Source organism: Micropruina glycogenica (assembly GCF_900289045.1).
GTDB classification, from domain to species: Bacteria; Actinomycetota; Actinomycetes; order Propionibacteriales; family Propionibacteriaceae; genus Micropruina; species Micropruina glycogenica.
The window spans coordinates 2,390,097-2,404,526 of sequence record NZ_LT985188.1 but is presented as its reverse complement, the minus strand read 5'-3'; the positions used below and the strand labels follow the sequence as shown (position 1 = coordinate 2,404,526).

Genomic DNA, 14,430 nt, shown 5'->3' with positions numbered 1-14,430 from the left:
ACGGGACGGTTCTGGCGCGTGTTGGGGACGGTTCCTATCTCGCGCCACCCGGAATCTCAAAGCTGCCGGTCAGGCGTCGGCGATGACCGGAATGACCCCCGTCGGCGGAGGTGCCAGCAGCAGCCCGACGCTGCCCGGTCCGAGCAGCACCTCGGCGTCGTCCAACCTCACCTCGCCGAAGCCGGCCAGCACTTCGGCGTCGAGGGCGACGGGCAGTCGTCCGGGCTCGTCACCCAGGTTCGCCACCACGTTCAGCTCACCGCGGCGCACCAGCAGCAGGTCACCGTCGCGGGCCACCGCACCCTCGCCCAGCACCGCCTCGCGCACGTCGGGCAGCCGACGGCGCAACGCGATCAGCGTGCGGTACCAGCTCAGCATCGCGGCGTGCTGGGGCTGATCGAGTTCTGCCCACTCCAGGGTGGACGTCTCGACGGTGCCGGGGTCTTGCGGGTCGGGCACCTCGCCCGACCAGCCGTGTTCGGCGAACTCGGCCTGCCGGCCCTCGCGAATCGATTCGGCCAACCACTCTTCCGAGTGGTCGGTGAAGTACTGCCAGGGCGTGGAGGCGTCGAACTCCTCGCCCATGAACAGCATCGGCGTGTACGGCGACGTGAGCAGCAGCGCTGCCCCGATCGCTGCCCGTCCACTACCCGCGAGGTGACCGAGGCGATCGCCGGTGGCGCGGTTGCCGACCTGGTCGTGGGTCTGCAGCGACACGATGAACCGCCACCCGGGCGTGACCGCCGGCTCGACCGGGCGGCCGTGCCGCCGGCCGCGAAACGACGAGTACGTGCCGTCGTGAAAGAACGGGCTGTGGCCCAGCACTTTCGGCAGGGCCTGAGGGTCGGCGAAGTCGGCGTAGTAGCCCTGCGCCTCGCCGGTCAGCGCCACGTGCAAGGCGTGGTGCACGTCGTCGGCCCACTGCCCGTCGAGCCCCAGCCCACCCGCGCCGCCCAGGCCGCGCGGCGCAACGGTGGCGGGGTCGTTGCGGTCGGACTCGGCCACCAGCACCCGCGGCACCCCGGTGGCCTCGCTGATCTGGTCGGCGATGGCGGCCATTTCTTCGAGCAGGTGCACGGCCTGGTCGTCGTGCAGGGCATGGACGGCGTCGAGCCGCAACCCGTCGAGGTGATAGTCGGCGAACCATTGCCGGACGTTGTCGGTGAAGAACGCGCGCACCTGGTCGCTGCCCGGGCCGTCGAGGTTGACCGCGACACCCCACGGCGTCTGGTGGCGGTCGGTGAAATATGGGCCGTAGCTGGGCAGGTAATTGCCGTCGGGGCCGAGGTGGTTGTACACCACGTCGAGCCAGACGGCGAGGCCGTGGGCGTGCGCGGCGTCCACGAAACGCTGCAGGCCCTCGGGGCCTCCGTACGCCTCGTGCACCGAATACAACGCGACGCCGTCGTACCCCCAGCCGCTGCGGCCCGGAAACGACGCCACCGGCATCAGCTCGATCACGTCGACGCCCAGATCGGCCAGGTAGTCGAGGCGCTCGATGGCGCCGTCGAAGGTGCCGCTCGGCGTGAAGGTGCCGACGTGCACCTCGTAGACCACCGACCCCTTGAGCGGCTTGCCGGCCCAGTCGTGATCGGTCCAGGTGAACGTGCTCATGTCGACCAGCGCCGACGGGGCATGGACGCCGTCGGGCTGGCGCCGTCCGCGGGGGTCTGGCCACGGGTCGCCGTCGTCGAGGGCGAAGGAGTACCGTCCATCGCCCGGCTCCGCGTCGGCGGCCCACCAACCTTCGCCCGTGGCCTGCATCGGCTCGGTGCGCTCGCCCCCGGCACCAAGCACGAGGTCGACGCGTTCGGCCTCGGGGGCCCAGACCGTGTAGTGGTGCAGCATCAGCCCTCCCGTACCAGCAGGGCCACCGGCAGGGTGGCGAGCAGGTCGGCGGCGGCTGTGGCGCCGTCGAAGCGGTTGCCGGTGAGAACGTCGACCCAGGTGTCGTTCGGCAGGTCGACGTCGCCCGCCGCCGCGGCACGCCCCTGTTGCACGACGACCACCACGTCGTCGCCGCGGCCGAAACCGAGCAGGCCCGGCGGCAGGTTCAGCGCACGGTAGTCGTCGGCGAACAACTCGGCCCGCTCGCGGCGCAACCGCAGGGTGCGCGAGGTGACCAGCATCACCTCGTCGTCGAGCGATTCGAGGGCTCCGCCGGCGTCCAGCCTGGCCAACCGGGCGCTGTGCGCCGCGAAGTCGATGTCGTCGCGGTTGTCGGGGTCGACGAGCGTCAGGTTGAGCTGGCAGGCGCCCTGGTAGGTGTCGGGTACGCCAGGCAGGGTCAGTTGCACCAGCTTCTGGGCCAGTGTGACGGACCTGATCGCGGCGCGATTGTCGCGGACGGCCGCTGCGATGGCGACGCCCAGCTCGTCGCCGGCCAGAATCGAGCGGCCGAGGTCGAGCACGCGTTTCTCGTAGTCGTCGTCGGGTTGCAGCCAGCTGGTGTGCTGCTTGGCCTCACGAATCGCCTTGGTCAGGTAGGCGTCCAATCGCTCGGGGGTGATGCGTCCGACACCGGCCAGGGTCTGCCACACCAGGTGCGCGGTGGCCAGGTCGACGCCGTGCGCGTCGGCGGCCGCGACGGCCAGGGCCGACAGGCGCGTCCAGGCGTCGGCGTCGCCGGCCAGCGCGAGCAGCCGGGCGCGGACGTCCTCGCTGCGCTTGGTGTCGTGGGTGGACAGTCCCGTGAGCCCCAGCGGCCAGTGGTCGGCCTGGTGGGCGGCCCAGGCGTGCAGGTCGGCAGTGCCGGGGTGTTCGCCGGTGACCGGGTCGAAACCCACCTCGTTGAGGGCGCAGAGCCGGTGCCAGCGGTAGAAGGTGGTGTCTTCGATGCCCTTGGCCATCACCGGGCCGGTGGTCTGCTGAAACCGCACGCACAGGTCGGCAGCGGCCTCGGCGTCACCGGGCGCGGTGCCCGGACGCTCCAGAACCCCGGCCAAGTCGGTCGCTGCCTCGGCCAGGTCGGGGTGATCGTCGTGCACCCGGGCGAGGGCCTCGTGCAGCGGGGCGACCAGTTGTGCGTCTGGCTCGGTGCCCGGACGCACGTAGGCCCGGTACACGTGCAGCTCGACCAGCAACTCGGTGAGTGCCTCGCGCAGCGCGGACGGCTCGTGGCCGGGCAGCGCTTTCGCCGCGGCCCGCTGCAGGCGGTTGAGTTCGGGCTGCAGCAACTGGTCGAGCACCTGGCGCTTGCTCTGGGCGGTGCACGCCTCCAGCGACGGCTCGCCGCCGGTGGCCACCCAGGCCGTGGTGACCGTCTCGACGGTCGCGGGGTCGACCAGGGCCGTGTCGAGGGCGAAGGCGGCGTCGTAGCCGGTGGTGCCGGCTGCGGCCCATTCGGGCAGCCGTTCGTGGCCCTCGAGGATCTTCTCCACCCAGATCGGGGTGCCGGGTCGGCATTTGTCGGCGAGCCGGGCCAGATAGGCCTCGGGGTCGGCCAGGCCGTCGGGATGGTCGACCCTGAAACCGTCGATCACCCCCGCGTGGTGCAACTCGAGCAGTAGCGCATGGGTGGCGTCGAACACGTCGGGCAGTTCCACCCGAATCGCCACCAACTGGTCGACCTCGAAGAAGCGGCGGTAGTTGAGCACGTCGGCGGCTTCGGTGTGGCTGGCCAGTAGCCAGTGCTGGGCGGCCAGCACGTCGCCGAGATCGCCCGAGGTGGGCCCGTCGGGGTTCAGCGGCAGCACATGGTCGTAGTAGCGCAGCACGGGGGCCCCGGCGGCGGGACCTTCGTCGGGGCGTCCGACGTCGAGGGTGAGCGAACCGGCGGCCAGTTCGTCGGCCAGCGTGCCACCCAGAATCGGCAGGCCGAAGCGACCGTCGAGGTGGGCCCAGTCGACGTCGAACCAGTGCGCGGCGGCCGAGGTCGGGCCTTCGCGCAGCACCTGCCACAGCGGGGCGTTGCGCCACTGAGGAGCCACCAGTGCCATGTGGTTGGGCACGATGTCGACCACGATGCCGAGCCCGTGTTCGTGGGCGGTGTGCGCCAACCGGGCCAGCGCGGGGCGTCCACCGAGTTCGGGGTTGATCGCGGTGTGGTCGAGCACGTCGTAGCCGTGCACCGAACCGGGCACCGCGGTGAGGATCGGTGCCAAGTAGAGGTGGCTCACGCCCAGGTCGGCGAGGTAGGGAACCACGCCACAGGCGTCGTCGAGCGTGAAGCCGGCGTGCAGCTGCAGTCGGTACGTGCCGGTGAAGGGTCGCACCTGGGTGGTAGAGGTCACCCTGGTCATTGTGGCAACCGGCTCGGCGGGGTGCCAATCGAGCCTGCGGATCGTCCGGGCGAAAATCCTCTTGACTCGCGCCAGAAGGGGCCCCACGCCGTCCCCTACCCTTGACCGGTGGCATTTCTGCTGGCGGGTGAGGCGTTGCACCTCGAATACCCGACCCGGGTGGTCTTCGACGGCGTGACGGCCGGACTCAACGAGGGCGACCGCATTGGCGTGGTCGGACGCAACGGTGACGGCAAGTCGTCGCTTCTGGGCATGCTGGCCGGACGCATCACGCCCGACGGCGGCCGGGTGCTGGTGCGTGGCGGCGTGCGCATCGGGGTGCTCGACCAGGCCGACACCCTGCCCGACGGGCTCACCGTGGCGCACGCCATCGTCGGCGACGCACCCGAACACGAGTGGGCGGGCGACGCGCGGGTTCGCGACGTGATCGCGGGGCTGGTCGCCGACCTGCCCTGGGACGCCCCGCTGGGCACCCTGAGCGGCGGGCAGCGGCGTCGGGTGGCGCTGGCCGCACTGCTGGTGGGCGACTGGGACGTGCTGATGCTCGACGAGCCCACCAACCACCTCGACGTCGAGGGCATCACCTGGCTGGCGGGCCATCTGAAGGCCCGCTGGGCGCGCACCGCCGGCGGGCTGCTTGTGGTCACCCACGACCGGTGGTTCTTGGACGAGGTGGCCACCGCCACGTGGGAGGTGCACGACCAGCTCGTGGAGCCGTTCGAGGGCGGCTACGCCGCCTACGTGCTGCAGCGAGTGGAGCGTGACCGGCAGGCGGCCGCCGTCGAGGCGAAGCGGCAGAACCTGATGCGCAAGGAGCTGGCCTGGCTGCGCCGAGGCGCCCCGGCTCGCACCAGCAAACCGAAGTTTCGTATCGACGCCGCCAACCAGCTGATCAGCGACGTGCCGCCGCCGCGCGACCAACTGGCGTTGTCGCGGCTGGCCACGGCAAGGCTCGGCAAAGACGTCGTCGATCTGATCGACGCCGGGGTGTCGTTCGGCGACAACGAAGTGTTGCGGCACGTCGAGTGGCGCATCGCGCCAGGGGAGCGCACCGCGATTCTGGGGGCGAACGGCAGCGGAAAGTCCACCCTGCTCAACCTGATCGCGGGTCAGGTCGCTCCGAGCGTGGGGCGGGTGAAGACCGGTAAGACGGTCAAGCTCGCGGTTCTCGACCAGCAGTTTCGTGAGTTGGCCGCCATCGCCGACGAGCGCGTGCGCGAGGTGCTGGCCCGGGCGCGCACCAGTTACGTGGTGGACGGCCGCGAACTCACCCCGGCGCAGTTGCTGGAGCGGCTCGGGTTCGCCCGCGAGCACCTATCGGCCCGGGTGGGGGAGTTGTCGGGCGGTCAGAAGCGGCGGCTGCAGCTGCTGCTCGTGCTACTGAGCGAGCCGAACGTGCTGATCCTGGACGAGCCGTCCAACGACGTCGACACCGACATGCTGGCTGCAGTGGAGGATCTGCTCGACACCTGGCCCGGCACGTTGCTGGTGGTGTCGCACGACCGCTACTTCGTCGAGCGGGTCACCAATCAGCAGTACGCGATCATCGACGGACGACTGCGGCATCTGCCCGGCGGAGTTGATGAGTACCTGCTGCTGCGGACGGCTGATCGGGCCGCCGCCCCGGTGCCACGCTCGGCGACCGGTCCGAAAGCGTCCGCCGCCGAGGCCCGAGCCGCGCGCAAAGAACTCGACGCCATCGAGCGCAAGATCGAACGACTGGCCCGGCACATCGACACGCTGCATGAGCGCATGGCGGGCCACGACCACAGCGACTATGCGGGTCTGGCCGCATTGGACGCCGACGTCAAAGCAGCCGAGGCAGAGACCGAGGCGCTCGAGACCCAGTGGCTTGAGTTGTCAGAACTGGCCGGCTGAGAGGCCACTCAAGCCGCGACCCGCTGCCCGACCTGGGCTAGGGCGGCGGACGTCGAGAACCTTCAACCTGCCGCCGGCCCGACGCCGCTGGCTTCGTGACACGCCGTTGCCTGCCTGCGGGCAGTCGGGTGTCACGAGGGCAGCTACGCGCCGGACAGGGATCGGGTGGACGCTGGACTGCGCGGGGCCCACCCCCGCCCCGAATGACGAGTCGGTGCTCATGATCGCGGCGGACGACGGATCTCGCAACCGTTGAGGAAGCTGACCTCAGCGGCCCCGCATAGCCCGGTTGACGCCCTTCATGGTGGGCATCGGGCCGCGCGGCACGGGAATCCTGGGCCGCATCGCGTCCAGCGCCTTGAGCCGCTGCTTGACCTCGGTGAGCTGATGCGGCTGCAGCGCCTTGGGCAGCTTCTCCAGATGCTTCTGCAGGGCGTCGAGGGGCACCTGGCCCTGGTCTTTGCCCACCAGCACGGTGGTGACGGGCACGCCGTAGGCGACCTGTTCGTGCTTCTTGGCCTCGGTGGCCAGCAACTGACGCGTGCGTGCCGGGCTGCTGCCCTCGCCCACGAGCACGATGCCGGGGGCGCCGATCACGCGGTGCACCACGTCCATCTGCCGGGTGGCGGCGATGCCGATCTCGTAGGACCACTTCTTCTTGTTGAGCAGCTGAAACGCCACTTCGGCCGAGCCGGCCTGGCCCTCGTACCGCTTGAAGTTGGCCTTCTTGACCCGCCAGGTGAGCACATACAGGGCTGCCACCAGGGCGAACATGACGCCGGTGATCAGCCACAGCCACCACGGCTGTAGCCAGAAGCCCACCGCCAGCATCAGCACGATGGGGCCGGCGACGGCGAGCAGCGTCCACCACTTCAGTTCGGGATCGAGTTCGTTGGTGCGCTTGTACGCCTCGATGATCTGCCGCACCCGCCCCCAGTCGCGGGGGTCGTCGGAGCTCTTCTTGCGCAGCTTTTCGGCCTTGCGCTCCTGCTTCTGCTGCGCGGCGAGCGCCTTCGCCTTTTCACTGGCCATTCGAACTCCCCGTGGTGATGGTGTCACGGGCCCGCCGCCGGCGAGCCTCCAGCGCCGTACGGTACAGCCGTCCGGCCCGGTACGACGAACGAACCAGCGGCCCGGACAGCACGCCCGGGAAGCCGATCTCGATGGCCTCCTGCTCGAGTTCGTTGAACTCTTCGGGGGTCACCCAGCGGTCGATCGGGTGATGCCGCGGCGAGGGCCGCAGGTACTGCGTGATGGTGATCAGCTCGGTGCCCGCGTCGTACAGGTCGCGCAGCGCCTGAGACACTTCCTCGCGGGTCTCGCCCATGCCCAGAATCAGGTTCGACTTGGTGACCAGTTCTTCTTCGCGCGACCAGCGCAGCACCTCGAGCGAGCGGTCGTAACTGAAGCCGGGACGAATGCGGCGAAAAATGCGCGGCACCGTTTCGACGTTGTGCGCGAACACCTCGGGACGGGTGTCGAACAGTTGCTGCAGCAGCTCACGCCGGCCCGAGAAGTCGGGGGCCAGCATCTCGACGCCCACGCCCGGATTGATGTGGTGGATCTGCCGAATGGTCTCGGAGTACAGCCACGCACCCTCGTCTTCGAGGTCGTCGCGGCAGACCCCGGTGACGGTGGCGTAGCGCAGGCCCATGGTCTGCACCGACTCGGCCACTCTTCTGGGTTCGCCCCTGTCGTAGCCGGAGGGCTTGCGCGACTCGATCTGGCAGAAGTCGCAACGCCGGGTGCACGAGTCGCCGCCGATCAGGAACGTGGCCTCTTTGTCTTCCCAGCACTCGAAGATGTTGGGGCAGCCGGCCTCTTGACACACGGTGTGCAGGTTCTCGTCCTGCACCAGCTTCATCAGCCCGCGGTATTCGGGGCCCATGCGGGCGGTGGTGCGAATCCACGGCGGCTTGCGCTCGATCGGGGTCTGGCTGTTGCGCACCTCGAGCCGCAACAGCTTGCGGCCGGCGGGCGGGGCGCTCGGCGCGGGGCTGACTGCGTCGTCGGCTAGGGTCACCGGCCCATCCTATCCCGCGACGACCGCCCGCCTCACGTACCGGTGCTCAGCCATGGGCGAACGGTGGCGATGCTGTCGTTCGGTCAATCGCGCGACCAGCCGGCCATCTCGAAGTCGTGCCAGGTCAGCAGTTCCGCCAGGTGCGGGGTGATGGCGTCCGCCACGTCGGCCAGGCTCGGGGCCACGCCGAGTTCGGTTTCGATCGACGTGACGTCGGCGTCGGCGATGCCGCACGGAATGATGCCCGCGAACGGGCCGAGGCTCTCGGCGGCGACGTTGAGGGCGAAGCCGTGCAGCGTCGTCCGCCGGCTGACCCGAACGCCGATGGCGGCGATCTTGCGCTCGAGCCGTCCCTGGGCCTGGTCGGCGCGCAGCCAGACGCCGGTGCGGCCCTCGACCCGTCCACCCTCGATACCGAGCGGCCGCAGCGTGCGAATGATCGCCTCTTCGAGCCGCCGCACGTAGGCCACCGGACCGACCCGGTCGGGCAGCCGGACGATCGGGTATCCGACCAGTTGACCGGGGCCGTGGTAGGTGATCAGGCCGCCGCGGTCGGTCTCGATCACCGGGGTGCCGTCGCGCGGGCGTTGTTCGTCAGTGGTGCGGTGGCCGGCCGTGTACACCGGCTCGTGCTCGACGTAGAGCACCTGCGCCGGCAGCTCGCCCGACGACACCCGGGCGTGCACCTCGCGTTGGTAGTCCCAGGTGGGCAGATAGGGGCTCAACCGCTCGCCGAGCCCCAGGCGCTCGAACTGGACGCTCTCGACAACTGCATCGGCGGACGGCACGCGGGCAGTCTATGCCGAGGGACTACCTCGTCCGGTTGGCTGCGCTGGGGGCGTCTGTGAGGTTCGGCGATCTCGAGATGGCTGCACGGTCTCGGGTTGAGTGAGGGTTGGCGATCTCGAGATGCCTGCACGATTTCGCGTCAGCAGGACGCTTTCGTGTTTCAGGCCGAGAGCGTGCGGCCTGGGTGAAATCGTGCAGCGATCTCGAGATCGTGCAAACCTCGGCAGATCGTGCAAACCTCGGCAGATCGGCCATGGCTGTGGCTTGGCGTTGGCCTCAGGCCGCGGGGACCGCGCTGATCGACGCGTCTCTGAGCGCGGTCTGGGTGCGGGCATAGAGCAGCCGAGGACGATCCAGCATGTCGTCGGTCACTCTGATCATCGACCAGCCCAGCGCCCGGATTTCGTTCTCGCGGCTCTTTTCGGCAAGGACTGCCCGCTGGTCGACATACTTGCCGTCGCCATCACATTCGATCAGCACCGTGGTGCCGCGGATCCTCCCGTCAGCGATGTATGCGGTTCCAGGCACAGCGAATTGAGGCTCCACGCTGAACCTCAGACGGTCGTAGACGAGGGCGGTGCGCGACTCCAGTGCGGATTCGCGTCGTCCATCGCCGAGTCGACGGACGACGGCCAGGTTCGCTCGCCCGGTCCATCCTTCGAGAGCCCCGATCACGGACGCGAAGTCGTCTGTGCCGAGCAGTCTGGAATGCAATGCTGCGTCGTAGGCCATCAGGCCCGATACCGGGCAGAGCAGGGCTGTTTGAGCCACGGCCAGGGCGACGTTGGGTTGGTCGAAGGAGGCCACCTGCTTGTGAATCACCAAACCGTCGCGGTTCTGCGGCGCACCGTGGGTGGTACGCATCAAGTGAACGGTCGCCCAGTCCGGACGAAACACCGGCAGCCCCAGCAGAATCGCTGCGGAGTAGTGGCTCGGCACGGTGTCGGGGCGGGCCGCGTGTTCGATCCCGGCCAAAAGTCTGTGCCGGTCCGCCGGCCAGGGAAGCGACTGCGCGGTGTACCAACCCCGCTTCAATCGGACGAGGCTCTGGGCGTTCACTGCGGCACGCAGGTCGGCGTCGGACAGTCCCAGGCGGCGCGCATGACTGGTGGCGAAGACGTCCAGTTCGGCCAATTCGGGTGGGAGCACTCAAGCATCATGAGGCCTGGCTGACCTCGCCAGCCGCCCGCGCAGACAATCTGTGGATAACTCGCCTCGCGATGTGTCATTGCACGATCTCGAGATCGCTGCAGACCTTCAAGTTGTCCGGACGATTTCGTGTTGCAGTCCGAAATCGTGCAGCGTGGACGAAATCGTGCAGCGATCTCGAGATCGCATGCTCCTGGCACCAAGAGTCAGGCGCGCCCACCGGGCAACTCCCATGGGCGCCCAGGGGGGTGCGCGGGGAGGCGTGGGGCCAGCGCATGACCCCAATCACAGCGACGCCCGCCACCCTGGGGTGACGAGCGTCGAAGAAGTGAGGTGTCGGTTACAGACCCAGCTCGCCGGCGAAGTCGCCGCCCTCGAGGCGGGCCTTGACCACCGAGAGGAACCGGGCCGCGTCGGCGCCGTCGACCAGGCGGTGGTCGTAGCTGAGCGACAGGTACATCATGTCGCGCACCGCGATCACCTCGCCGAGCGCGGGATCTTTGATCACCATCGGACGCTTCACCAGCGCCCCGGTGCCCAGAATCGCCGCCTGCGGCTGGTTGATGATCGGGGTGTCGAACAGCGTGCCCGCCGAGCCGTAGTTGGTGATCGTGAACGTGCCGCCAGACAGCTCGTCAGGGCTGATCTTGTTGGTGCGCGACCGGGCCGCGACATCGCCGATCTTCTTGGCCAGGCCCGCGAGGCTCAGATCGCCGGCGTCGCGAATGACGGGCACCAGCAGGCCACGCTCTGTGTCGACCGCGATGCCCAGGTGCTCGGCGTCGTGGTAGGTGATGGTGCCGGCCTCGACGTCCATGCTGGCGTTGACCTTGTCGAACTGCTTCAGCGCCTCACACACCGCCTTGCAGATGAAAGGCAGGTACGACAGCGACGCGCCCTCACGGGCCTTGAAGTCGTCTTTGGCCCGGGCGCGCAGCTTGCTGATGTTGGTCAGGTCGACCTCGACCGTGCCAGTGAGTTGCGCGGCGATCTGCAACGACTCGACCATGCGCTTGGCGATCACCGAACGCATGCGGCTGATCTTCTCGGTGGTGCCACGCTTCGAACCCTCGGGGGGTGCCGCCTGCGCAGCGGGTGCGGCGGCGGGCGCCGGTGCTGAAGGGGCGGCAGCAGCGGGTGCGGCGGCAGGTGCCGGTGCCTCGGCTGCCTTCTTGGCCGCCTCGGCCGCGGCGAGCACGTCCTGCTTGCGGACGCGGCCGCCCACGCCGGTGCCCTTGACGCCCGACAGTTGCACGCCGTGCTGAGCAGCCAGCTTGCGCACCAGCGGAGTGACGTAGCCCGCATCGTCGGAGTCGGACGACGCCGCTGGGGCGGCCGGGGCGGGTGCCGCCGCAGCGGGAGCAGCTGGGGCGGGTGCCGACGGCGCAGGAGCCGCCGGGGCGGGAGCCTCAGCAGACTGTTCCGCGCCGGCCTTTTCGGCAGTCTGCTCGTTGCCCCTCTCTTCGCTCTCGGTGATGCCGTCGCCGCGCGGCTCGGCCGGGGTCTCGTCGGCCACCTCAGGAGCATCGGACGGCGCTTCGGCCTCGGCCGGCGCAGCGCCCGCCGCGCCGATGACGGCGATCACCGCACCGACGGCGGCAACTTCGTCTTCGGCCACGCGAATCTCGAGAATGACGCCGGACGTCGGCGCCGGAATCTCGGTGTCGACCTTGTCGGTCGACACCTCGACGATGGGCTCGTCGGCCTCGACCTCGTCGCCGACCGCCTTGAGCCAGCGCGAAATGGTGCCCTCGGTGACTGATTCGCCCAACTGCGGCAGCGTCACCTCGGTGCCCGAACCGCCGCCGCCTGCGGCCGGTTTCGGGGCCGGTGCGTCGGTGGAGGGAGCCTCGGCGACAGCCGGCGCTTCGGGCTCCTCGGCGTCGGCCTGTTCGGCCGGCACGTTCTCGGCAGGGGCGGCGGGTGCCGCATCGGACGAGCCGCCCGCCTCACTGGCATCGCCGATCACGGCCAGCACCGCACCGACCGCAGCGACCTCGTCTTCGCCGACCTTGATCTCGAGGATCACCCCGGCGGCGGGCGCCGGAATCTCTGTGTCGACCTTGTCGGTCGACACCTCGACGATGGGCTCGTCCACCTCGACGGTGTCGCCGACCTGCTTCAACCAGCGCGAAACCGTACCTTCGGTGACGCTCTCACCCAGTGCGGGCAAAGGGACGGGCGTTGACATCAGTGTGGTCTCCTTCGACGGGACTGCCAGAACCAGACCTCACCCTATCCCGTTGTCAGGCTGGTTGAGCAGAACCTTTTCGGCCCCGCTCACCTGATGGGTCGCTGGCGTGGCTGTACATAATGGCCGGGTGGCATTCCGATGGGACTTCTGGCGTTCGCGACCTCGCCAACCGGTGGTCGACGCTGCGACCAGAAGTCATCTGGACGAGTTCGTCACCACTCGCCAGGGGGTCGAGGCCTTTCTCGAACCGCAGACCACGATGACCCGGCCCAGCCTGCTGCTGGTGGCCTTCGACGGTGAATGGACGCGGCGCTCGATCGAGTCGCCCGCCTGGGGGCGCCAGTTCGCGGCCCGGCATGCCGTGCCGGTGTACGACGCCGGGGTGGTGGGGTACCCCCAACGCATGCGCGACTTCAACGCCCGGCGCAAGAGGGGCCACTGACGGGTCGTTGGTTCAGCTTGTCGAAACCTCTGGCCGCAACGGGCCTCGACACGTTCGACCAGCAACAAGTTCGACCAGCGACAAGCTCGATCACCGCTGGTGACCAAGCATCGCTAGTCGGCCTTGAGTGCGGCGTCCAACTCGTCGAGTTGCCCCGACAGGTCGAGCACGGCCCGGTAAGCCTCGACCACCGCCGCCGCCAGGCCCGCACCCTGCGCAGGTTGCGCCGACCCGAACACGCTGGCCGCGCTGGCGCTCACCGCCCACAGCCCGGTCACCGGCTCGCCGTCGCCGCGCAGGACGCGCGACCGGTCGTCGATCACGAGCCCACCCTTGGTGCCCGAATCGCCGGGGTACAGCCGCACTGCCCAGAACGGCTGCCGGTCGACCGAGGCGAGGCACGGGTTACGGCGCAGCCGGGGGTCGCCGAAATGCTTGTCCCACGCGCTGTCGCCGCGGCCGAAGTCGGTGTCTTTGCCGCGCTTGGCCAGTTGGTTGAACGCCACCACGCTGCCGATCAGCCCCGCGCGGTCGATGCTGAGCGCCTGGGCCAGGTCGTCGAGGTTCGTGGCCCGCACCAGTTCGCCCGACTCGATGGCGGCCTTGGGTGAGGTGCCCGCCGCCCAGGGGCCCAACGGGTAGGCCTTGCGGTGCCGATCGTCCATGATCAGAAACGACGGCACCGACCGCATGCCCCGGTTGTGCTCGTACATGCGTCGTCCGGCCGATGTCGACGGCTGCGCCTCGTTGAGGTAGCGGTCGCCGGCCTGGTCGACGATGAGGCTGTGCGGAGCGACCCGTGCGGCGTCCACCTGGTGCGCGCGGCCTTCGCTGAGCAGCACCGGCGTCCACCAGGCCTGAGCGAGCCCGGTCGTGGCGGCGTCGACCTGGGCGCCGGCCGCCAGTGCGGTTCCGTCGGCACCGATGCCGACCGACCACGAGGCCTCGGTGGGCAGCGGCAGATGCTGCTCGCGCAGCGTCTGGTCGGCCTCGAAACCCCCGCAGGCCAGAATCACACCCTTGGACGCCCTCACGTCGACCTGCTCGCCGACGTGGGTCACCCGCACGCCGGTCACCACGCCGCCCTCGACGATCAGTTCGTTCAGCGGGCAGTCGAGCCAGAACTCGACCTCGCTGCCGACTGCGCGCAACAGCAGCTCGCACACCAGGGCGGCGCCGCCGCTGAGTTGGCCCGGGTTGGTGAAGGGGTTGGCCAGCCGGCCCCAGAATCCCTGGTTCGTGCGGCCCCCGTCGTCGCCGCGCACCTTGCCCGCCCAGTCGTCGTCGAGCTTGCGCGGCACCGACCGCACCCGCACGGTGCGTCCCTGCGCCTTCGCGCCCTCGACCTCAGGACGGCAGTCCGGTAGCGATTTCACCACCTCGAGCGCGATGCGCGAGGTGACCAGCCAGCGTGCCACCACGCCGGCTGTGCGGGTGAACGCGGCGCGACGCCCGGCGATCACCGCCGAGACGGGTGTGGCGAGCGCGTCCAGGTAACCGAGCGCCTCGGCAGGGGTGTCCGACGGCAGCCCTGCCCGGCCCATCAGGTCGTTTGCGGGCAGCCAGAGTGCGCCGTCGGTGGTGGCGGTGCTACCGCCGACCGCACCGGACCGCTCGACCACCAGCACGTCGTGCCCCAGCCTGCGGGCAGCGACGGCGGCCAGCAGACCGGCTGCCCCGGCGCCGACCACCACCACGTCGGTCTGCACGCGAG

General features: G+C 69.6%; 10 protein-coding genes. 2 read left to right on the top strand and 8 right to left on the bottom strand.

The window, feature by feature from the left end; genetic code table 11:
• Positions 1-69: 69 nt before the first annotated feature.
• Complete coding sequence (treZ, locus tag MPLG2_RS11365; protein WP_105186222.1) at positions 70-1,848, bottom strand: malto-oligosyltrehalose trehalohydrolase; 1,779 nt, start codon at positions 1,846-1,848, stop codon at positions 70-72.
• On the bottom strand, positions 1,848-4,232 hold the full coding sequence (gene treY / locus MPLG2_RS11360; protein WP_105186221.1) for a malto-oligosyltrehalose synthase: 2,385 nt from the start codon (positions 4,230-4,232) through the stop codon (positions 1,848-1,850). Before treY ends, treZ begins: the two co-directional genes overlap by 1 nt.
• A 117-nt stretch (positions 4,233-4,349) precedes the next feature.
• On the opposite strand from treY, the gene MPLG2_RS11355 reads away from it, so the two are divergent.
• The gene (locus tag MPLG2_RS11355; RefSeq protein ID WP_105186220.1) at positions 4,350-6,119 is read left to right on the top strand and encodes an ABC-F family ATP-binding cassette domain-containing protein; all 1,770 of its coding nucleotides are present in this window, start codon (positions 4,350-4,352) and stop codon (positions 6,117-6,119) included.
• A gap of 267 nt (positions 6,120-6,386) precedes the next feature.
• On the opposite strand, the gene MPLG2_RS11350 is transcribed toward MPLG2_RS11355, so the two are convergent.
• The 5 genes from MPLG2_RS11350 to sucB form a co-directional block, all read right to left on the bottom strand.
• Entirely contained in the window at positions 6,387-7,151 is a 765-nt protein-coding gene (locus tag MPLG2_RS11350; RefSeq protein WP_105186219.1) for a DUF4191 domain-containing protein, read from the bottom strand.
• Positions 7,141-8,142: a lipoyl synthase gene (gene lipA, locus MPLG2_RS11345; protein WP_105186218.1), complete on the bottom strand. Its 1,002-nt coding sequence runs from the start codon at positions 8,140-8,142 to the stop codon at positions 7,141-7,143. Before lipA ends, MPLG2_RS11350 begins: the two co-directional genes overlap by 11 nt.
• A gap of 83 nt (positions 8,143-8,225) precedes the next feature.
• Complete coding sequence (gene lipB, locus MPLG2_RS11340) at positions 8,226-8,930, bottom strand: lipoyl(octanoyl) transferase LipB (protein ID WP_105186217.1); 705 nt, start codon at positions 8,928-8,930, stop codon at positions 8,226-8,228.
• A gap of 277 nt (positions 8,931-9,207) precedes the next feature.
• On the bottom strand, positions 9,208-10,065 hold the full coding sequence (locus MPLG2_RS11335) for a hypothetical protein (RefSeq protein ID WP_105186216.1): 858 nt from the start codon (positions 10,063-10,065) through the stop codon (positions 9,208-9,210).
• 355 nt (positions 10,066-10,420) lie between these two features.
• Complete coding sequence (gene sucB / locus MPLG2_RS11330; protein WP_105186215.1) at positions 10,421-12,271, bottom strand: 2-oxoglutarate dehydrogenase, E2 component, dihydrolipoamide succinyltransferase; 1,851 nt, start codon at positions 12,269-12,271, stop codon at positions 10,421-10,423.
• Between the two features lie 130 nt (positions 12,272-12,401).
• Here sucB and MPLG2_RS11325 point away from each other — a divergent pair, with 130 nt between their 5' ends.
• Positions 12,402-12,716, top strand: a complete 315-nt coding sequence (locus MPLG2_RS11325; RefSeq protein WP_231935636.1) for a hypothetical protein — start codon at positions 12,402-12,404, stop codon at positions 12,714-12,716.
• Positions 12,717-12,829: 113 nt separating this feature from the next.
• Here the strand turns inward: MPLG2_RS11325 and MPLG2_RS11320 are convergent, their stop codons facing one another.
• Positions 12,830-14,425, bottom strand: coding sequence for an FAD-dependent oxidoreductase (locus MPLG2_RS11320; RefSeq protein ID WP_158681094.1), 1,596 nt, complete (start codon positions 14,423-14,425; stop codon positions 12,830-12,832).
• Positions 14,426-14,430: the final 5 nt, after the last annotated feature.

Coding starts and splice junctions, on each gene's coding strand:
- treZ (WP_105186222.1), bottom strand. CDS start 1,848: ATGCTGCACCACTACACGGTCTGGGCCCCCGAGGCCGAACGCGTCGAC.
- sucB (WP_105186215.1), bottom strand. CDS start 12,271: ATGTCAACGCCCGTCCCTTTGCCCGCACTGGGTGAGAGCGTCACCGAA.
- MPLG2_RS11350 (WP_105186219.1), bottom strand. CDS start 7,151: ATGGCCAGTGAAAAGGCGAAGGCGCTCGCCGCGCAGCAGAAGCAGGAG.